Below are 19232 nucleotides of genomic sequence, written 5' to 3' on the forward strand. Positions count from 1 at the left end.
TTCTCCGGCTTCGGGGCGAGTACCGGAGAAGGAGCAGAGCGGGTCGATGGCGGCTCGCCGGATTTGGAAAATGACCTGGTTGAAACTGATCGGGCCTGGCCGATTCTAGAGTTATCCTGTGATTTCAAAGGCATAAGACTAAGCCACATCGGCCTTGAGGCGCCGATATTCCGTCGGTGTCACGCCCGTGACCGCCTTGAAGGCGCGGTTGAACGGGCCGAGGGACTGGAAGCCGGCGTCCATCGCGATGGTGATGACGGGAACTTCGGCCTGCGAAGGATCGGCCAGCGCGGCCTTGGCTTCCTCGATCCGGTGGTTGTTCAGGAACACATTGAAGTTGCGGTAGCCGAGCCGCTGGTTGATCAGCCGGCGCAACCGGTATTCGGGAATCTTGAGCCGGCCCGCCAGCACGCCGATGGTGATGTTCTCCTGGCGGTAGATCCGCTCGTCCGCCATCAGCCGCATCAGGGCGTCGATCAGCTTCTGGTCGGCGGCGTCTTCGGTAGCTTGCGGGCGGAAAATGACCGCCGGTGCCGCCTCCGCGGCAACCGGAAACAGATCGGCGGCGTCGACGCGCATCATCGCGTAGGCGATGGCCGCGACGATGCAGGCGAGCACGCCGGCATTGATCGTATCGGCGGCATCGCCGACGTGGTAACCCGCGACGGAGATCTGAAGCAGCGCATTCACCCCGCCATAGAGCGCGCCGGCACAGACGATGAAGACGCGAACGCGGCGGCGGCGCTCGACCAGGTCGGCCGGCCAGGAGGCGATCGTCTGCCCAATCGCAAGCGCGATGAAGCCGAGCACGATCAGGTTGACCACCGTCACCGAGAACCGCACGTGGCCCCCAGGCGCAATCCAGACGCAGCCTGCGAAGCTGAACGCCGTCACCAGCGCCCAGACCCATCCGTGCCACCAGCTTAAGCGAAACTCGTCGTCGAACAGCGCGCGCGTGAACAGCCAGAAGACCACGATGTTGCCGGTCGATAGCGCAACCAGCGGCGCATGCGATACCGGGATCCGCGACGTGACACCGACCGAATAGCTCACCGCATGCGCGGCCAAGCCAAGTGCGAGAGCAGCACCGAGCCGCCCCGCCAGCACGTTGCGGAAATCGGCGACCAATGACGCAGCCAGCACCAGCAGCAGCGCGACGCTGGCGGAGCGGAAGGCGAGCTCTGTTGCGGCAAGGGTCATCGGGTGCAATCGGGCGTGGTTGAAAGCAGCCGAACATCGTTCGTTACACCGGGTTTTTCAAGGACCATCCACGCACCAGGATTAGTGGCACCTCGCTCACAACTGTCATCCCCCGGCTCGACCGGGCGATCCAGTACTCCGAGACGGAAGTGATTGAACCGAGCCGCCGCGGCGTACTGGATTCCTCGCTTTCGCGGGGAATGACGGCGGAGTATGTGCCCGGCCTTTGCCGCGACGGCGCTGCAGATTTCTGCTAGGCTCGCGGCCAAGAAAGCCAAAAAGGAGTCCACCATGAGCTGGATGCCCGACAACGATCCCGTGCTTGGCGACCCCAAGACATGCGATGCGCTCGATCTCGTCATCGTACCGCGCACCCGCGATCTCGGCGATGGATTTGAAGTCCGCCGCGCGCTGCCGCATGGCAAGCGGCAGATGGTGGGGCCCTTCATCTTCTTCGATCATTTCGGACCGGTGCAATTCGTCTCCGGGAAGGGCATGGACGTGCGGCCGCATCCACATATCGGCCTTGCCACCGTCACCTATCTGTTCGACGGCGCGATCATGCACCGCGACAGCGAGGGCAACATCCAGGAGATCCAGCCCGGGGCGATGAACCTGATGACCGCCGGGCGCGGCATCGCGCATTCCGAGCGCACGCCGGATACGCAGCGCGCCTCGGGTCAGAAGATGCTGGGCTTGCAAAGCTGGATCGCGCTACCGGCGGCTTCGGAAGAAATCGCCCCATCGTTCCAGCATTACGCCGCGGGCGATCTGCCGATGATCTCCGAGCGCGATTTCACCGCGCGGGTGATCGCAGGCTCCGCCTTCGGCATCACCTCGCCCGTGTCGATGGTCTCGCCCTGGTTCTATACCGAGGTGACGGCCGCGGAAGGCGCGCGTGTGCCGCTCGACCCTGACCATGAGGAACGCGCGGTCTATGTCGTCGACGGTGAGGTCGAGATCGCCAATGAACGCTATGAGAGCCCGCGCCTGCTGATCTTCCGGCCCGGCGATCGCATCACCGTGAAGGCCGTGAGGCCGACGCGGATGATGTTTCTCGGCGGCGATGCTCTGGAGGGCCCGCGCCACATCTGGTGGAATTTCGTCTCCTCCAGCAAGGAGCGGATCGAGCAGGCCAAGCAGGACTGGAAAACCGGCCGCTTTGCGGCAGTTCCGCAGGAACACGAGTTCATTCCGCTGCCGGAATAGGTTATCCCGATCTCAGGCCGCGTTGTCGCGCGGCCCGAGATCTCCTGCCCGAAGGCCCTGCCGATGACCACGATGCTGACCAGCGACCTGCCGCTCCCCAAGATCGGACGCGGCAAGGTGCGCGATATCTACGCTGTCGATGACGATCGCCTGCTGCTCGTCACCACTGACCGCATCAGCGCCTTCGATGTCGTGATGGGCGAGACCATTCCGATGAAGGGCGCGGTGCTCACGCAAATCAGCGCCTTCTGGTTCGGCGAGCTCGAAGGCGTGGTGCCGCATCACGTCATCAGCGCCAATACGGACGAGATCATCGCAGCGGTACCGGCGCTGAAAGCGCACCGCACCGACATCCTCGGCCGCGCCATGCTGTGCAAGCGTACCACGGTGTTTCCGATCGAATGCGTGATCCGCGGCTACATCTCCGGCTCGGCATGGAAGGAGTACGCGGCCTCCGGCACGCTCGCCGGCGAAAAGCTGCCGGCAGGCCTCGTCGAGAGTGAAAAACTCGATCCGGCGATCTTCAGCCCGGCGACCAAGGCGGAGACCGGCCACGACGAGAACATCACGATCGCGCGGATGCGTGAGATCGTCGGCGACGAGGTCGCCTATACGCTGGAGAGCATGACGCGCGCGATCTACACGCTCGGCGAAGAGCTGGCGCGCGAGCAGGGCATCATCATCGCCGACACCAAGTTCGAGTTCGGCCGCGACAAGGACGGCCGCATCATCCTGATCGACGAGGTGATGACGCCGGACTCCTCGCGTTTCTGGGCGGTTGATGCCTACAAGCCTGGCCAGCCGCAGGCGAGCTTCGACAAGCAGCCGCTGCGCGACTATCTCGATGTCGAGCGCCGCGCCGGCCGCTGGAACGGCGACGCCCCTCCCCCGCCGCTGCCGGCGAACGTGGTGGAAGCGACCAGCAAGAGATATCTGGAAGCCTACCGGCGCGTGACGGGGAAAGAGCTGAAGATTTAGCGCCGTCGCAAGTCATCGACCGGGGACGCCGTCGAGCGATGGGCACCGCGCATCCTGGTGTCGTCCTGGCGAAAGCCAGGACCCATACCGCGAGGTCTATCGATCGCGGGCGGTCCTGGTCCCGAACGACCAATCGTCGCCAAACTTCTTCCTGGGGTGATGGGTCCTGGCGTTCGCCAGGACGACACCGGTTGTGTGGCGCCTCGCTTGGCCTTTCCCAACCATTGCCTGCCTTGAGAATGGCTTTGGCCGATCATTTCAGATCGCCCGAAACTGTTGGCGATTTCATATTTGCAAGAATCCTTTTGCGCTAGGCTCGCAGTCGTTTACGTCTCGGACGGGAATTTTCAGCGGCGGGCGCAAAGGCGTGACAGATCCAGCAATCACCTACAGTCCGGCCGCTCGATTCGATCCGACCCTCAAGCGTGCGCTGAATGACATATTGGGCGGAAGCGCCGCCAGCGTCCTGACCGTCACCTTCGGGCTCTCCTATTCACTGCTGATCTTTGCGGGGCCGCTGTCGCCCTACCTGTCATATGGAATCGCCGCGACTTTCATCGGCTCCGCCGTGCTTGCGGCCGTCATCGGATTTGGAAGCTCCCTGCCCTTTGCGATTGCCGCGCCGGACAGCTCCACCGCCGCGGTAACGGGAATCCTGGCCGCCTCGCTGGTCGAGCGCATCGAGGCGGCGAATCTACCGGCGCCATTGCTCTCCTCCGTTTTGATCACGCTCGGCCTGTCGACCGTCCTGACCGGAGTCACGCTGTGCGGATTGGGGCTGACGCGGATGGGCCGCGCGATCCGCTACGTGCCTTATCCCGTGGTCGGCGGCTTCCTCGGCGCCACCGGACTCCTGATCGTCATGGGCGCAATCCGGGTGATCACCAACCATCCGGTGCAACTCGGGACGCTGTTGCGATTCACCAGCGGCATCACGCTGTCGGAACTGGGCGCGGCCTGCGCGATGGCGCTGGTGCTGTACCTCACCTGGCATCGTTCGCGCAGCCCGTTCGGACTGCCTATCATTTTGGTCGGCGGCATGCTCACGGCGCATCTGGCGTTCTGGTTCGCCGGCATCTCGCCGGAGGACGCGCGCAGCCTGGGCTGGACCTTCCAGCCTCCACCGCCGGCCACCTTCATGCTGCCCTGGCATGCCGATGATCTCATCCGCTATCCCTGGGGCGCCGTGCCGGACCTGCTCGGCAACGTGGTCGCCGTCATCTTCGTCACGGCATCCAGCACGCTGTTCAACACCACGGGGATCGAGGTCGCCGTGCATCGCGAGGCCAATCTGGAGCGCGAGCTGAACATCACGGGGACGGCCAACATCCTGACGGGGGCGCTCGGCGGTTATGCCGGCTGCATTTCGGTCAGCCGCTCGATCCTCAATTTCAGCAGCGGCGGCCGCGGACGCTTGTCCGGCCTCACCGTCGCGGCCGTGTCGCTGCTGATGCTTGCCATCGCCCCCGACCTGCTCGGCTTCATGCCGAAATTCGTGCTTGGCGGCCTTCTGCTCTATCTCGGCGCGGACCAGCTTCACAAATGGATCATCGAGTCGCGCAAGCGGCTCTCGAAGCTCGAATATCTGTCGCTGATCGCCATCATCGTGATCATCGTGGCCTGGGGCTTCGTGCCGGGCATCCTGATCGGGGTGATCATCGGCTGCCTGACATTCGCGTTCAGCGCGGCGCGGGTGGAATCGATCAAGTACAGCTTTGACGGCTCCGAATACCGCTCTTCGCTCGACCGCTCGCGCGATGATCAGGAGGTGCTGCTGGCTCATGGCGGCACCATCCAGGGCCTGAATCTCCAGAGCTACCTGTTCTTCGGCTCCGCCAACCGGCTCTATCAGCACGTCAAGCGTCTGCTCCAGGAGCGGCCGGAGTGCCGCTATCTGCTGTTCGACTTCAAGCTCGTGACCGGCGTCGATTCCTCGGCCGCCTACAGTTTCGCCCAGATCAAGCGCAGCGCGCGCGATCTCGGCGTCGAGCTGATCCTGGTGCATCTGTCAGCCGCGGCCGAAAAGGTGTTGCGGTCCAGCGATTTCATCAGCGAAGGCGTCACCATCATTCCCGAGCTCGATCATGCGCTGGAGTGGTGCGAGAATGAGATCATCTCGCAACATCAGGGCCTGGCGCAGGAGGAGGCCAATTTGCGGGACTGGTTCGCGCGAATTCTCGACAGCGAGCGCGACGCCGACGAACTGATCCGCCGCTGCCAGCGCCTCGAGGTCGATGCCGGGGAGATCATCGTGCACGCCGGCGACCCCGCCGATTCCATGCACTTCATCCTCGACGGTCGCGTCGGCGTCATGGTGCCCGCTGAAGACGACCGCACCACGCGCGTTCGAAGCCTCGGCCGTTACACCACGATCGGCGAGATGGGCCTGGTGGCACACATGCCGCGCAGCGCGACCATCCAGGCCGAGGTCGCGAGCGTGCTCTATGTGCTGAACACCCACCAGTTCGATGCGATCAGGGATGAAGACCCCGAGCTCAGCCACAAGCTGCTGACCTATTTCGTGTCGGTGATGGCCGAACGGCTGAGCTTTGCAAACAGGACCATCGCGGTGCTACGGCGGTAAGCATCGTCATCGCGCAAATAACACGCCTCAAACTCTGTGTCGTCCTGGCGAAAGCCAGGACGACCAGAGAGGCAGCCACTCCCCTTCATTGCGCGCGCAATGGCGGAGTCAGATCCCCGCCATCATCACGTATTTGATCTCGACATATTCTTCCATGCCGTGATGCGAACCCTCGCGGCCAAGCCCACTCTCCTTCACGCCGCCAAAGGGCGCGACCTCCGTGGTGATCAGGCCGGTGTTGACGCCGACCATGCCGGACTCCAGCGCCTCGGCAACGCGCCAGACGCGGCCGAGGTCGCGGGAATAGAAGTAGGAGGCGAGACCGAACGGCGAGTTGTTGCACATCGCGACGACCTCGGCTTCGTCCTTGAAACGGAACACCGGCGCGAGCGGGCCGAAGGTCTCTTCATGCGCAACGAGTGCGTCCGGCTTGACGTTGGCGAGCACCGTCGGCTCGAAGAAGCTGCCACCGAGCGCATGGCGCTTGCCGCCGGTGACGATCCTGGCGCCGCCCTTGACGGCATCCTCGATGTGCTTTTCGACCTTCAGCACCGCGTCCATGTTGATCAGCGGCCCCTGCACCACGCCGGTCTCGGTGCCGTCGCCGATCTTCATCGCCGCAACCTTCCTGGAAAGCTTCTCCACGAATTCGTCGTAGATCTTGTCCTGGGCATAGAGGCGGTTGGCGCAGACGCAGGTCTGACCCATGTTGCGATATTTCGAGACGATCGCACCTTCAACCGCCGCGTCGATATCGGCATCGTCGAACACCACGAACGGAGCATTGCCGCCAAGCTCGAGGCCGAGCTTCTTCACTCCAACGGACGCCTGCTGATAGAGGATCTTGCCGACCTCCGTCGAACCGGTGAAGCCGACGAAACGCACCGCGGGATGCTCGCACAGCACCTTGCCGATCGCCGACGAATTGCCGGTGAGGATGTTGAACACGCCCTTCGGCACGCCGGCCTTCTCGGCGAGCGCGACCAGCGCAAGCGCCGTCAGCGGTGTTTCATTCGCGGGCTTCAGCACCACGGTGCAGCCGGCAGCCAATGCCGGCGAGACCTTGCGGGTGATCATCGAGCAGGGAAAGTTCCACGGCGTGATAGCGCCGCAGACGCCGATCGGCTGCTTGATCGCAAGCAGACGCGCATCGGGACGCTGGGTCGGGATGGTCTCGCCATAGACGCGGCGCGCCTCCTCGGCAAAGAACTCGACATAGGCGCCGCCGATATCGACCTCGCCAAGCGCTTCAGCCAGCGGCTTGCCTTGCTCGGAGGTCAGGATCAGCGCGATATCCTCGCGATTGGCCGCGATCAGTTCGAACCATTTGCGCAAGATGTTGGAGCGCTGCTTGGCGGTCAGCTTGGCCCAGGCCGGGAAGGCGCGCTCGGCGGCTTCCACCGCCTGCGTCGTTTCCGCCGTGCTCATGACCGGGACTTTCGCGAGCTCGACGCCATTTGCCGGATTGGTCACCGACCGCGACGGCGTGCCGACCCAGGCGCCGTCGATGTAGCAGGCCTCGCGCAGCAGCGACGCATCCTTCAGGCGGTCGCGCAGGGTGGATGTGGCTTGCGAGGCGCGTGCGGCGGCGGTCGGGGTCATGGCGTTGCTCCTGGGCTCAGATTTGCCCGGTATATAGGGGTAAACGGCGCATATTGCACCGCCCCGCAACGCAAGTCTGCTTCAAGCTAAGCTAGGGTCGGCGCTGCCTTAGGCGGCGCCGCTCATATAAGTCTCGCGCCGGCCGATCATGCGCTCGGCGGCCGCCTTTGCGTCGGCCTTGGTCGAGGTCGCGCAGGTCCGGTATTCGAGATCCGGCAGGGCCGTCGCCGTGCGCCGGCCAAACCACGATTTCGAGCCGACCTGCAGCAGTGCGAGAGCTTGCGCCAGATTGTCGACCGCTCCGAAGGAATGTAACGCGCCGGTGCCCGCGATCCGGACTTCATAGATGCCCGGCGAAATCGGCGCCTCAAGGTTGTCGCCCCGTCCGGCACGGGGATAGCGTTTCCATTCGCTCCAGGTCGAAATCATTTTCAGCCCCCTTGCGGCAATCGAAGCCGCCAGCATTTGCTTCAAATCCTCGGTCGGCCGCGACGATTTGGCCGTGTTCTGAACGCCTTGGTGCACAATATGTTTCACAGCAGTATGTCGGGAGCATATCGCCTGATACCCTGCGGGGTCTCGGCGAAGTGCACCCATCCACCGCAGATTGTGACGAGGTGTTGCAGTTTGGTTCGCTTGTCGTCCTTCGCAGGTGATCCGCCGTCAAGTCACGACATCGCGAACGGCGCGGGGATTGAGATGCTTGCCGCACGTGGTTGGCGGGAGGACAATCGATCGCTTCCAACAATAATCAAACCGGAGGAAACGCGCATGCAAAGCAAAGCCCAGATTGATCAGGTTCTGCGCCAGAAGTGCGATGCGAAGGCCATTCCCGGCGTCGTCGCCATCGCCGCGACCGGCAAGGACGTGCTGTATGAAGGCGCGTTCGGCAAGCGTGACCTGTCCAAGCCCGATGCGATGACCGTGGACAGCGTGTTCTGGATCGCCTCGATGACGAAGGCGGTTACCGCGGCAGGCGCGATGCAACTGGTAGAGCAGGGCAAGCTCTCGCTCGAAGCGCCGATCAACACAGTGTTGCCGGACCTCGCCTCGGTGCAGGTGCTCGAAGGTTTTGACGCCAGCGGCGCGCCCAAGCTGCGCCCGGCATCGAGACCGATCACGCTACGTCAGCTCCTGACCCATACTGCCGGCTTCTGCTACAACGTGTGGAACGGCGACTGCGCGCAATATCTGGAGAAGACCGGGACCCCGAACATCTTTTCCTGCCAGAACGTCGCGCTGAAGACGCCGATCATGTCCGATCCCGGCACACGCTGGGAATATGGCATCAACATCGACTTCGTCGGCAAGGCCGTGGAAGCCGTCAGCGGCAAGAAGCTCGATGCCTACCTGCGCGACAATCTTTTCGCGCCGCTTGGCATGAGCGATACGGCGTTCAAGATCACCGACAACATGCGCCAGCGGCTGGTCGCAACGCATGCACGCGGCGAGGACGGATCGCTGGCGCCGATCGCGTTCGAGATCGAACAGAACCCGGAATTCCACATGGGTGGCGGCGGCCTCTATTCGACGGCGGGCGACTACATCAAGTTCACCCAGATGATCCTCAACAAAGGCCGCGGCAACGGCAACCAGGTGCTCCGGCCCGAGACGATCTCGACCATGAGCCAGAACCACATCGGCGATCTCAACGTCACCAAGCTGACGTCCGTGGCACCGATGTACACCAACGACGTCGATCTCTACCCGGAGCAGGCGAAGAAGTGGGGCCTCAGCTTCCTCATCAACACGGTCAAGACTGCTGAAGGCCGCAGCGCCGGCAGCCTCGCCTGGGCCGGACTTGCCAACACCTATTTCTGGATCGACCCGTCACGCGACGTTACCGGCGTCATCCTGATGCAACTCCTGCCATTCGTCGACAAGGAGTGCCTCGAGGCCTACGCCGGCTTCGAGCGCGGCGTCTATGCCGGGCTCGATGCCGGAAGCGGCCAGAGGGCGGCATAGCCCCTTAAGTCTAAGGCGCGCCCTGTCGCGCGCGCCGAGAACAGGATGTACCGTGCCCCGAAGGCCCTCGCCCTCGGGGCACGCGGCCATCATGAACCAGGCTGGAGGACACGACCTTGGCGGACAAAGCTGACAGCTACGTTTGTGGCATCTCCGATACGCCGCTGCTCGGCGACACGATCGGCCGCAGCCTCGACCTGGCCGTGCGGCGCTGGGGCGATCGCGAGGCGCTGGTCTCGCCCAGCCACGGCGTGCGATGGACCTGGAAGGAGTTTGCCGAACGGGTCGACGCGCTCGCCGCCGGCTTCCTTGCGCTCGGCCTTGAGCGCGGGGCGCGGATCGGCATCTGGTCGCTGAACCGCCCGGAATGGACCTTGACCCAGTTCGCGGCCGCCAAGGCCGGACTGATCCTGGTGACCATCAACCCCGCCTATCGCCTCAGTGAGCTGGAATTCGCGCTTCACAAGGTCGGCTGCGCGGCGATCGTCACCGCGACGGCCTTCAAGACCAGCAACTACATGGAGATGCTCAACACGCTGCTGCCGGAGCTTGCCGGCGCCAGGCCCGGACAGTTGCACGCCGCGCGGCTGCCGGATTTGCGCATCGTCATCCAGATCGGCGGTCCTGCCGTCCCAGGCACGATCCCGTTCGACGAGGTCGCGCGGATGGGCGGCAACCGTCACCGCGAGCAGTTGGCGGCGCTCGGCGCGTCCTTGCAGTTCGACGATCCCGTCAACATCCAGTTCACCAGCGGCACGACCGGCTCCCCCAAGGGCGTGACGCTCACCCATCACAACATCCTCAACAATGGCTATTTCACGGGACGCGCGATGCGCCTCACTGAGACGGATCGCATCTGCATTCCGGTGCCGCTCTACCACTGCTTCGGCATGGTGATGGGCAACCTCGCCTCCGTCACGCTCGGTGCGGCCATGGTCTATCCCGGCGAAGGCTTTGATCCGCTGGCAACGCTGCGCACGATCGAGCAGGAGAAGTGCACCGCAGCCTACGGCGTGCCGACGATGTTCATCGCCGAGCTCGATCATCCCGAGTTCTCGAAGTTCAATCTGAAATCGCTGCGCACCGGCATCATGGCCGGGGCGCCGTGCCCGATCGAGGTGATGAAGCGCGTCAACACCGAGATGAACATGGGAGAGGTCACGATCGCCTATGGCATGACCGAGACCAGCCCGGTGAGCTTCCAGAGCGCGGTCGACGATCCGCTCGAACGCCGCGTCTCGACCGTCGGCCGCATCCATCCGCATGTCGAGGTCAAGGTCATCGATCTCGACGGCAAGATCGTCGAGCGCGGCGAACGCGGCGAGCTCTGCACCCGCGGCTACAGCGTCATGCTCGGCTATTGGGAGGACAAGGAGAAGACCGCCGACGTGCTCGACGCCAATGGCTGGATGCACACCGGCGATCTCGCCACCATCGATGCCGAGGGCTATTGCAACATCGTCGGACGCATCAAGGACATGGTGATCCGCGGCGGCGAAAACCTCTATCCGCGCGAGATCGAGGAATTCCTCTATCGTCACCCCAAGATCCAGGACGTGCAGATCTTTGGCGTGGCGGATACGCGCTACGGCGAGGAGCTCTGCGCCTGGATCCGCGTCAGGTCGGGCGAGAAGCTCACGACCGAGGAGGTCCGCGCCTTCTGCGAGGGCCAGATCGCCCACAACAAGATCCCGCGCTATGTGGAGTTCGTCGACGAATTCCCGATGACGGTGACGGGAAAGATCCAGAAATTTTTGATGCGGGATGCCGTGGAGAAGCGGCTCGGGCTCAAGGCGGCGAAGACGGCGTGAGGACTGTCATGTCAAACGACGCTGTCATTCCCCGCGAAGGCGGGTGATGACAGCGAAAGTGCGAAACGTCAGCACCACAAGCTACGCCACTGCGAGCAGCGCAGCGACAAAGCAATCCAGAGTCTTTCCACGGAGACTGTCTGGATTGCTTCGCTTCGCTCGTAATGACGGAGGATAGAGCTGTGCCTACACCGTCAGCCCGCGCTGCTGCGCGAGCTCCTTAAGCGACACAAGCGGGCGGGCGCCGATGTGCTGGATGACTTCGGCGGCGGCGAGCGCGCCGAGCTGGCCGCATTGCTTGTAGGAGAGATCCCGTGCGAGGCCGAACAGGAAACCGGCGGCGAAGAGATCGCCGGCGCCGGTGGTATCGACGAGCTTGTCGATCGGCGAAGCCGGCACCGCGACGGCGTCCTCTGACGACACTACCATGCAGCCCTTCTCACTGCGCGTGACGACGCCGAGATTGACGTCGTTGCGGAGCTGCTTGAGCGCGGTGTCGAAGTCCGACGTCGTGTACAGCGAGTGCAATTCCGCCTCGTTGGCGAACACGATATCGACCGTGCCGTTACGCATCAGCGACAGGAATTCGTCGCGATAGCGGTCGACGCAGAATGAATCCGACAGCGTCAGCGCCACCCTGCGGCGCGCATCATGCGCGATCTTCGCCGCCTTGACGAAGGCATCCTTGGCGTTCTTGGGATCCCAGAGGTAACCCTCGAGATAGACGATGCGCGCGGCCGCGATCTCGGCCGGATCGATATCGGCGGGCGACAGATCCTGCGCCGCGCCGAGATAGGTGTTCATGGTGCGCTCGCCATCCGCGGTCACCAGGATGTAGGAGCAGCCGGTGGCCGGACCATCCTTGGCGGCCGGCGTGTCGAAGGCAACGCCGGCGGCGCGGATGTCGTGCACGTAGAGCTTGCCGATCTGGTCGTCCTTGACCTTGCCGACATAGGACGCCCGCGCTCCCAGGCTCGCAACGCCGACGATGGTGTTGGCGGCCGAGCCGCCCGACACTTCCGTGGCCGGCCCCATGTCGCTGTAGATGGCGGCAGCGCGCGACTCGTCGATCAGGGACATGCTGCCCTTGGTCATGCCATGCTTGGCGAGAAAGGCCTCATCGGTCCTGACCAGCACGTCGAACAGCGCGTTGCCGATCCCGAGAACGTCATATTTCGCGTCAGCCATTCACCTTGATCCTGTTGCCCGATTGCGGTTACGCGGAAAATCCGCTTCGTATCAGCTCGAAAACTTGGCTCGCGGCCTATCACGTTAGACCCCGCGCGAGCAAGCAACGGTATTAGGCCAGATGATCCGCTCCTTCCTGACAGTCTCGACGGGAACATTGGCCTCGCGGCTGCTCGGTTTTGCGCGCGATTCCCTGATCGCGGCGCTGCTCGGCACGGGCGCGGTGGCCGATGCGTTCCTGGCCGCGTTTCAGCTCGTCAACGTGGTGCGCCGGCTGCTCAGCGAAGGCGCGCTCAATGCCGCTCTGGTCCCGGCCTGGCTGCGCACGTGCGAGCGCGACGGCGAACAGGCCGCGGCGGCCTTTGCCGGCCGCGTGCTGGGGACGATCAGTGCGGCGCTGATCGTGGCATCGATCGCGATCGCGCTCGTGATGCCGCTGATCATCACCGTCATCGCACCGGGTTTTGCCGGAAGCGACACGCGCGATCTCGCCGTGGCCAACGCGCGGCTGATGCTGCCTTACCTCGCCTTTGCTGGCCCGGTCACGGTGTTGATGGGGCTGCTCAATGCACAGGGGCGATTTGCGCTCACCGCGTTCTCGCCGCTGCTGTTCAACATCGCGCTGATCATCGCAATCGCGGCTCTCCTGCTCGGACATGCCGATGCGGTCTTCGCCGCATGGGCGCTTGCCGCGACCGTCGGCATCGCCGGCCTCTTGCAACTGGTGATGCTGGGCTCGCAGCGCAGCGCGCGCCTCGCCACGCCCTTGCGCGTCACCTTTGACAAGGAGATGCGCGGCTTCTTTGCCAAGGCGATCCCCGGCATGCTCGCAAGCTCGGGGCCGCAATGGCTGATGGTGGCCGGCGCCATCATCGCCTCCGCAACGCCGTCCGCGGTCTCCTGGCTTTATTTCGCCAACCGCCTGATCGAGCTGCCGCTCGGCATCGTCGGCGTCGCCATGGGCACGGTGCTGGTGCCGGAGCTGACGCGCGCGACCGGCAACGGCGACCGCAGCGCCGTGGCGCATGCCGAATCGCGCGCGCTCGAGCTCGCCACAGGTCTCGCGCTGCCGGCGACCCTCGGCCTGATCGTGCTGGCCGAGCCGATCGTGCGGCTATTGTTCGAGCATGGCGCGTTCGGGGCAGGCGACAGTGCGGCCACCGCACGCGCATTGATGGCGCTGGCGCTCGGCCTGCCGGCCCATGTCCTGATCAAGGCACTGTCGCCGGCCTTTTTTGCCCGCGGCGACACGATGGCACCACTGATCGCAACCGCAAAAGGATTCGTGGTCGCTGTGGCGCTCGCCTTGGTGCTGGGCCATGTCTTCGGCGCGACGGGCATCGCGGCGAGTATTGCGTGCGGCGCCTGGAGCAGCGCGCTCTCGCTGCTTCGCAAAGGCGCCGCCGAATTCGGCTTCGCGGTCGACGACGCCGCCCGCAAGCGGCTGCCGCGGATCGCGCTCGCTGCGCTTCTCATGGGTGCCCTGCTCTGGCTCGCGACATCAATTACGCCCGCCGGCGGCCGCAGCCTGCTCGGGCTGATCGTTCTCGGCCTTCAGATCGCGGGAGGCCTCATCGCCTACGGCCTGTTCCTGAAACTGTTCGGTATCGCCTCCTGGCGCGAGGCCGTTGCCGCCTTGAAGCGGCCGGCGCACCAGAACCGGGGCACGTAGGGCTTGCGAATTACACTTGACGGAGCAGCGCCGCTGTTGGAAACGACGGCCCGTCGACCTCAGGAAGGCTTGCCAGGAAAGCTTACCATGCCATTCGTTGAACGGGTTTTTTCGGGCGTCCAGCCGACGGGCAATCTGCACCTCGGCAACTATCTCGGCGCGATCGTCAACTTCGTGAAGATGCAGGAAACCCACAACTGCATCTATTGCGTCGTCGACATGCACGCGATCACGCAAGGCGTGGACGTCTGGGGCGGACCGGCCGAGCTCGCGCGCAACACCCGCGAGGTGACCGCGGCATTCATCGCGGCCGGCATCGATCCGAAAAAGCACATCGTGTTCAACCAGAGCCAGGTCGCCGGCCATGCCGAGCTCGCCTGGATCTTCAATTGCGTCGCGCGCATGGGCTGGCTCAACCGAATGACCCAGTTCAAGGAGAAGGCCGGCAAGGACCGCGAGAACGCCTCAGTCGGCCTCTACGATTACCCCGTGCTGATGGCGGCCGACATTCTGCTGTATCGCGCCACCCATGTTCCGGTCGGCGAGGACCAGAAGCAGCATCTCGAGCTCTCGCGCGACATCGCGCAGAAGTTCAACAATGATTTCGGCGATTCGATCCGCAGCAACGGTTTTGGCGACGGCCTGTTCTTCCCGCTGCCGGAACCCTTGATCACCGGACCGGCGACGCGCGTGATGTCTTTGCGCGACGGCACCAAGAAGATGTCGAAGTCGGATGCGTCGGACTATTCGCGCATCAATTTGACCGACGATGCCGACACCATCGCGCAGAAGGTCCGCAAGGCGAAGACCGATCCGGAGCCGCTGCCGACGGAGGAAAAGGGCCTGGAAGCGCGGCCCGAGGCGGACAATCTCGTCGGCATCTTCGCCGCGCTGTCGGGCCAGCCGAAGGCCGACGTGCTGCGCGATTTCGGCGGCGGCCAGTTCTCCAGCTTCAAGAACGCGCTGGTCGATCTCTGCGTGACGAAGCTGGCGCCGATCGCCGGCGAGATGAAGCGCCTGGTCGCCGACCCCGGCCATATCGACGCCATCCTGAACGATGGCGCCGACCGCGCACGCGCGATTGCGGATGAGACCATGGCGCTTTCCAAGGACATCGTCGGCTTCATCCGCAAGCGCTGATTTTTGCGCCTGCGAAGTTGGCCGACGCCGCGGTGCCGACCAACGTCCCTCTCCCAAAGACAAAGGGAGTGTGGCAGCATGCCAGGCGGGGATACGCCGGGACATGCATGAGCAGCAAGCGACGATGCTTCGAGCCGGGTCACAAGCCCAAATGCCTTGTCATCGTTGACGACACCGCCGAATGGGATCGCGCGGTCTATTACGCGAGCCGCTGGGCGATCCGCGCCGGCGGCGGCGTGGTGATGCTGCGCATCATCGAGACCGAGGACCAGAACCAGCAATGGCTGGGTGTCGCCGACATCATGCGCGCCGAGGCGCAGGAGGCGGCCGATGCCGCGCTGGACCGCGCTGCCGGCCGCGCCAACGGCATCGCCGCGATCACGCCCGAGCGCGTGATCCGGGAGGGTGCTCCGATGGAACAATTGCTCGAGGTCATCGACCAGGACCCTGATATCGCGATGCTCGTGCTCGCCGCCAATCCCGGCGCCGAGGGACCGGGGCCGCTCGTCGCGATGCTCGCCAATGCGGTCGGCACCTTTCCGATTCCGGTCACGATCATCTCGGGCGAACTGAGCGACCCCGAGGTCGACGCGCTCTCGTGAGGTGGTCTTCACCTCGCTCCGCGGGCGGGAGAGGGAGTTAACCCGCTGATGCCGCAGCGAAACTCCTCCGCCCGCCCCTTGACCGTGCGTTTGGCGTCGCCATCTGGTACTGAGAGTGCACGCGCCGGCCTTGAACCGGCGACGTCCGGAGAAAACCATGTTCATTCAGACCGAAGCCACCCCCAATCCCGCTACGTTGAAGTTCATTCCCGGCCGCGTCGTCTCCGACGGCGGCCCGATGGAATTCGCCTCGCGCGAGGCCGCCGCCCGCTCGCCGCTGGCCGAAAGGCTGTTCGACGTGCCCGGCGTGACCAGCGTGTTCTACGGCAGCGATTTCATCACCGTGACCAAGGCGAGCGGCGAATGGCAGCAGCTCAAGCCCGCGATCCTCGGCGCCATCATGGAGCATTACATGTCCGGCGCGCCGCTGCTCGCCGATGGCGTGACCGCCAGCGACGACAACCTCGACGAGGAAGATGAATTTTTCGACGAGGCGGATGCGGAGACGGTCGACATGATCAAGGACCTGATCGAGACCCGGGTGCGGCCGGCGGTCGCCAATGACGGCGGCGACATCACCTTCCGCGGCTTCAAGGACGGCGTCGTCTATCTCAACATGAAGGGCGCCTGCTCCGGCTGCCCGTCTTCGACCGCGACGCTCCAGCACGGCATCCAGAACCTCTTGAAGCATTTCGTGCCCGACGTGGTCGAAGTTCGGCCGATGTGATCAAGGTATCGTAGGGTGGGCAAAGGCGCAGTGCACCGTGTCCACCGTCCAAGGTGAAATAGCAGTGGTGGGCACATTTTCGCTTTGCCCACTCTACGAAGTGCGGCGATAGCAGGGGGCTGCGAATAGTGCGTGACGCATGGCGAATGGACGCTTGGTTCGCTAGACTGTTCACCATTCACCACTCGCCATTCGTTCTTTCATGCTGATCCTTGCCATCGATACTGCGCTCGACGCCTGCGCCGCGGCCGTACTCGACACCGAAACGGCCGAACTGCGTGCCCAGGAATCACTGCCGATGAAGCGCGGGCATGCGGAAGCCTTGATGCCGCTGATCGCGCGGGTGATGCAATCGGCCGAGCTCAGCTTCACCGCCCTTGACCGCATCGCGGTCACCACCGGTCCCGGCAGCTTCACGGGCCTGCGTGTCGGCATCTCGGCAGCGCGCGGACTTGCGCTCGCCGCCGGCAAGCCGGCGGTGGGTCTGACGACGCTGTCTGCCTATGCTGCCGCCGTCGTCAGCCAGAACAGGCCGGCGCCTGTCATCTCCGCGATCGATGCGCGGCACGATCACGTCTATTTCCAGATCGTCGCCGGCAATGGCACCCAGCTCGTGCGGCCAAGAGTTGCCAGTGTCGACGAGGCGATTGCCGCCTCGCAATTCGGCGCACCGCATCTGGTCGGCAATGCCGCCAAAATTCTCGCCGATCGCTGGCAAAAGGACGCAGCCCGACCGATCGCCGTCGATCCGCAAGGAGCGCCCGATATCAATTGGGTGGCCTGGCTGGGTGCGGCCGCTGATCCCGACACCACACCGGCACGTCCGTTCTACCTGCGCGCGCCCGATGCGAAACCGGCCGCCAATCCGCCGCTCGCAGCACACGCCGCAACCTCATGATGAATTGGCTCGCACAATGGTGGCGCGGCGGCAGCGCCGTCGTCGAGGGCGCGACCGCGCGCGACGCCGCAAGGCTTGCCGAGCTGCATGGCGCGTCCTTTGCGCGTGGCTGGGGCGAAGGCGAATTCGAAAGCATGATGAGCGAGCGCAACACGCAGGTGGATCGCCTGCGATTGGGCCGCAGGACGATCGGTTTTGCGGTCTCGCGGATGGGCGCGGACGAGGCGGAAATCCTCTCCATCGCAGTCGACCAGGCCTATCGCGGTCGGGGGTTCTCCCGCGCGCTGCTCCTCACCCATCTCGGCCACCTCGCCGGCCGCGGCGTGCGCACTATATTTCTCGAAGTTGAGGAAAATAACCGGCCCGCGCGGGCGCTCTACGACGCCGTCGGATTCATGGTGGTCGGGCGCCGCGAACGCTACTATAAGCAGGCGAACGGGGAACAATTGAACGCACTTCTGATGCGACGTGACTTGTCGTAACATCGATTCAACAAAGCGCCGGCAAGGCAGACAACCCTATGACCGTACTCAAACATTCTTCCGCGACCAAGGCGACCGGCATCGAGGCGCGCTGTGCCGCCACCGGCATGCGCATGACCGAGCAGCGCCGCGTCATCGCCCGCGTGCTCGCGGAAGCTGTGGATCATCCTGATGTCGAGGAACTCTACCGGCGCTGCGTCGCCGTCGACGACAAGATCTCGATCTCGACCGTCTATCGCACGGTAAAATTGTTCGAGGATGCCGGCATCATCGAGCGCCATGATTTCCGCGAAGGCCGCGCGCGCTACGAGCAGATGCGTGACAGCCATCACGATCACCTCATCAATTTGCGCGACGGCAAGGTGATCGAGTTCACCTCCGAAGAGATCGAAAAGCTGCAGGCGGAGATCGCCCGCAAGCTCGGCTACAAGCTGGTCGATCACCGGCTCGAGCTCTATTGCGTCCCGCTCGACGACGACAAGCCCCAGAACTAGTGCCCATCGATCTCATCATCTTCGACTGCGACGGCGTGCTCGTCGACAGCGAGGTCATCTCCTGTCAGGCGCATGCTGACGTGCTGAGCCGGCACGGCTATCCGATTACGTCGGAGCAGGTGTTCGCGCGCTTTCTCGGGCGCTCGACGCGGCAGGCCAATCTCGAGATCGAGGCCGAGCTAGGCCGCAAGCTGCCCGACATCTATCACACCGATCTGCAGGATGAGCTGTTCGGCACGTTCAAACGCGATCTGGAGGCGATTCGCGGCATTCACGACGTGCTCGACCAGGTCACGCAACGCGTGTGCGTGGCCTCCAGCGGCTCGCATCAGCGCATGCGCGTGAGCTTAGGGATCACCTCGCTCTATGAGCGCCTCGCGCCGAACATCTTTTCGGCCTCGCAGGTCAAACACGGCAAGCCGGCGCCAGACCTGTTCCAGTTTGCGGCCAGCGAAATGAAGGTCCTGCCCGAGCGGTGCGTCGTGATCGAGGACAGCGTGGCCGGCATTGCCGGCGCGCGGGCGGCCGGGATGACCGTGTTCGGCTTTTACGGGGGCAGCCATTGTCGTCCAGGCTACGCTGACGTGCTGCGTCAGGCGGGCGCCGACCTGACTTTTGACGATATGCGACAACTGCCGGACCTGGTCCGGCGGGTGAATGCGGACGCTGCTGTGGGCTGA

17 protein-coding genes are annotated in these 19232 nt (G+C 64.2%); 13 read left to right on the forward strand and 4 right to left on the reverse strand.

The window, feature by feature from the left end; translation table 11 throughout:
• Positions 1 to 138 precede the first annotated feature (138 nt).
• Positions 139 to 1200 carry an AraC family transcriptional regulator gene (locus ACV1FX_RS23650; RefSeq protein WP_473119966.1) on the reverse strand — a complete coding sequence of 354 codons (1062 nt, stop codon included), beginning with the start codon at positions 1198 to 1200 and terminating at the stop codon, positions 139 to 141.
• Positions 1201 to 1491: 291 nt separating this feature from the next.
• Between ACV1FX_RS23650 and ACV1FX_RS23655 the strand changes: the two genes are divergently transcribed.
• The 3 genes from ACV1FX_RS23655 to ACV1FX_RS23665 all read left to right on the forward strand — a co-directional run bounded on the left by ACV1FX_RS23655 (position 1492) and on the right by ACV1FX_RS23665 (position 5971).
• On the forward strand, positions 1492 to 2409 hold the full coding sequence (locus ACV1FX_RS23655; RefSeq protein ID WP_473119967.1) for a pirin family protein: 918 nt from the start codon (positions 1492 to 1494) through the stop codon (positions 2407 to 2409).
• Positions 2410 to 2472: 63 nt separating this feature from the next.
• Positions 2473 to 3387, forward strand: a complete 915-nt coding sequence (locus ACV1FX_RS23660) for a phosphoribosylaminoimidazolesuccinocarboxamide synthase (protein WP_473119968.1) — start codon at positions 2473 to 2475, stop codon at positions 3385 to 3387.
• Between the two features lie 367 nt (positions 3388 to 3754).
• Positions 3755 to 5971, forward strand: coding sequence for an SLC26A/SulP transporter family protein (locus tag ACV1FX_RS23665; protein ID WP_473119969.1), 2217 nt, complete (start codon positions 3755 to 3757; stop codon positions 5969 to 5971).
• Positions 5972 to 6079: 108 nt separating this feature from the next.
• Here the strand turns inward: ACV1FX_RS23665 and ACV1FX_RS23670 are convergent, their stop codons facing one another.
• Both ACV1FX_RS23670 and ACV1FX_RS23675 read right to left on the reverse strand, forming a co-directional pair.
• The gene (locus ACV1FX_RS23670; RefSeq protein WP_473119970.1) at positions 6080 to 7573 is read right to left on the reverse strand and encodes an NAD-dependent succinate-semialdehyde dehydrogenase; all 1494 of its coding nucleotides are present in this window, start codon (positions 7571 to 7573) and stop codon (positions 6080 to 6082) included.
• Positions 7574 to 7681: 108 nt separating this feature from the next.
• Positions 7682 to 8002: a hypothetical protein gene (locus ACV1FX_RS23675; protein ID WP_473119997.1), complete on the reverse strand. Its 321-nt coding sequence runs from the start codon at positions 8000 to 8002 to the stop codon at positions 7682 to 7684.
• Positions 8003 to 8344: 342 nt separating this feature from the next.
• Here ACV1FX_RS23675 and ACV1FX_RS23680 point away from each other — a divergent pair, with 342 nt between their 5' ends.
• Positions 8345 to 9538, forward strand: a complete 1194-nt coding sequence (locus tag ACV1FX_RS23680) for a serine hydrolase domain-containing protein (RefSeq protein ID WP_473119971.1) — start codon at positions 8345 to 8347, stop codon at positions 9536 to 9538.
• Between the two features lie 116 nt (positions 9539 to 9654).
• Entirely contained in the window at positions 9655 to 11349 is a 1695-nt protein-coding gene (locus ACV1FX_RS23685; RefSeq protein WP_473119972.1) for an AMP-binding protein, read from the forward strand.
• A 186-nt stretch (positions 11350 to 11535) separates the two neighbouring features.
• Here ACV1FX_RS23685 and ACV1FX_RS23690 read toward each other — a convergent pair whose 3' ends face one another.
• Complete coding sequence (locus ACV1FX_RS23690) at positions 11536 to 12537, reverse strand: adenosine kinase (RefSeq protein ID WP_473119973.1); 1002 nt, start codon at positions 12535 to 12537, stop codon at positions 11536 to 11538.
• Between the two features lie 121 nt (positions 12538 to 12658).
• Here ACV1FX_RS23690 and murJ point away from each other — a divergent pair, with 121 nt between their 5' ends.
• From murJ to ACV1FX_RS23730, 8 genes are all read left to right on the forward strand, one after another.
• On the forward strand, positions 12659 to 14209 hold the full coding sequence (murJ, locus tag ACV1FX_RS23695; protein ID WP_473119974.1) for a murein biosynthesis integral membrane protein MurJ: 1551 nt from the start codon (positions 12659 to 12661) through the stop codon (positions 14207 to 14209).
• An 87-nt stretch (positions 14210 to 14296) separates the two neighbouring features.
• Positions 14297 to 15349: a tryptophan--tRNA ligase gene (gene trpS, locus ACV1FX_RS23700; protein ID WP_473119975.1), complete on the forward strand. Its 1053-nt coding sequence runs from the start codon at positions 14297 to 14299 to the stop codon at positions 15347 to 15349.
• A 107-nt stretch (positions 15350 to 15456) separates the two neighbouring features.
• Positions 15457 to 15951, forward strand: coding sequence for a universal stress protein (locus ACV1FX_RS23705; protein ID WP_473119976.1), 495 nt, complete (start codon positions 15457 to 15459; stop codon positions 15949 to 15951).
• A gap of 157 nt (positions 15952 to 16108) precedes the next feature.
• Positions 16109 to 16678, forward strand: a complete 570-nt coding sequence (locus ACV1FX_RS23710; RefSeq protein WP_473119977.1) for a NifU family protein — start codon at positions 16109 to 16111, stop codon at positions 16676 to 16678.
• Positions 16679 to 16880: 202 nt separating this feature from the next.
• A complete protein-coding gene (gene tsaB, locus ACV1FX_RS23715; RefSeq protein WP_473119978.1) occupies positions 16881 to 17576 on the forward strand; it encodes a tRNA (adenosine(37)-N6)-threonylcarbamoyltransferase complex dimerization subunit type 1 TsaB in 696 nt (231 codons plus the stop codon).
• Positions 17573 to 18058 (forward strand): ribosomal protein S18-alanine N-acetyltransferase, encoded by a 486-nt coding sequence (rimI, locus tag ACV1FX_RS23720; protein WP_473119979.1) that lies wholly within the window; start codon positions 17573 to 17575, stop codon positions 18056 to 18058. Before tsaB ends, rimI begins: the two co-directional genes overlap by 4 nt.
• A gap of 38 nt (positions 18059 to 18096) precedes the next feature.
• Positions 18097 to 18552 carry a Fur family transcriptional regulator gene (locus tag ACV1FX_RS23725; RefSeq protein WP_254101272.1) on the forward strand — a complete coding sequence of 152 codons (456 nt, stop codon included), beginning with the start codon at positions 18097 to 18099 and terminating at the stop codon, positions 18550 to 18552.
• Positions 18552 to 19232 (forward strand): HAD family hydrolase, encoded by a 681-nt coding sequence (locus tag ACV1FX_RS23730; RefSeq protein ID WP_473119980.1) that lies wholly within the window; start codon positions 18552 to 18554, stop codon positions 19230 to 19232. Before ACV1FX_RS23725 ends, ACV1FX_RS23730 begins: the two co-directional genes overlap by 1 nt.

The sequence above is a fragment of the Bradyrhizobium ingae genome, from assembly GCF_055791185.1.

What these genes read in the sequence shown, in the direction of transcription:
- ACV1FX_RS23650 (WP_473119966.1), bottom strand. Translation starts at nt 1,200, where the DNA reads ATGACCCTTGCCGCAACAGAGCTCGCCTTCCGCTCCGCCAGCGTCGCG.
- ACV1FX_RS23655 (WP_473119967.1), top strand. Translation starts at nt 1,492, where the DNA reads ATGAGCTGGATGCCCGACAACGATCCCGTGCTTGGCGACCCCAAGACA.
- ACV1FX_RS23660 (WP_473119968.1), top strand. Translation starts at nt 2,473, where the DNA reads ATGACCACGATGCTGACCAGCGACCTGCCGCTCCCCAAGATCGGACGC.
- ACV1FX_RS23670 (WP_473119970.1), bottom strand. Translation starts at nt 7,573, where the DNA reads ATGACCCCGACCGCCGCCGCACGCGCCTCGCAAGCCACATCCACCCTG.
- ACV1FX_RS23675 (WP_473119997.1), bottom strand. Translation starts at nt 8,002, where the DNA reads ATGATTTCGACCTGGAGCGAATGGAAACGCTATCCCCGTGCCGGACGG.
- ACV1FX_RS23680 (WP_473119971.1), top strand. Translation starts at nt 8,345, where the DNA reads ATGCAAAGCAAAGCCCAGATTGATCAGGTTCTGCGCCAGAAGTGCGAT.
- ACV1FX_RS23690 (WP_473119973.1), bottom strand. Translation starts at nt 12,537, where the DNA reads ATGGCTGACGCGAAATATGACGTTCTCGGGATCGGCAACGCGCTGTTC.
- murJ (WP_473119974.1), top strand. Translation starts at nt 12,659, where the DNA reads ATGATCCGCTCCTTCCTGACAGTCTCGACGGGAACATTGGCCTCGCGG.
- trpS (WP_473119975.1), top strand. Translation starts at nt 14,297, where the DNA reads ATGCCATTCGTTGAACGGGTTTTTTCGGGCGTCCAGCCGACGGGCAAT.
- ACV1FX_RS23705 (WP_473119976.1), top strand. Translation starts at nt 15,457, where the DNA reads ATGAGCAGCAAGCGACGATGCTTCGAGCCGGGTCACAAGCCCAAATGC.
- ACV1FX_RS23710 (WP_473119977.1), top strand. Translation starts at nt 16,109, where the DNA reads ATGTTCATTCAGACCGAAGCCACCCCCAATCCCGCTACGTTGAAGTTC.
- tsaB (WP_473119978.1), top strand. Translation starts at nt 16,881, where the DNA reads ATGCTGATCCTTGCCATCGATACTGCGCTCGACGCCTGCGCCGCGGCC.
- rimI (WP_473119979.1), top strand. Translation starts at nt 17,573, where the DNA reads ATGATGAATTGGCTCGCACAATGGTGGCGCGGCGGCAGCGCCGTCGTC.
- ACV1FX_RS23725 (WP_254101272.1), top strand. Translation starts at nt 18,097, where the DNA reads ATGACCGTACTCAAACATTCTTCCGCGACCAAGGCGACCGGCATCGAG.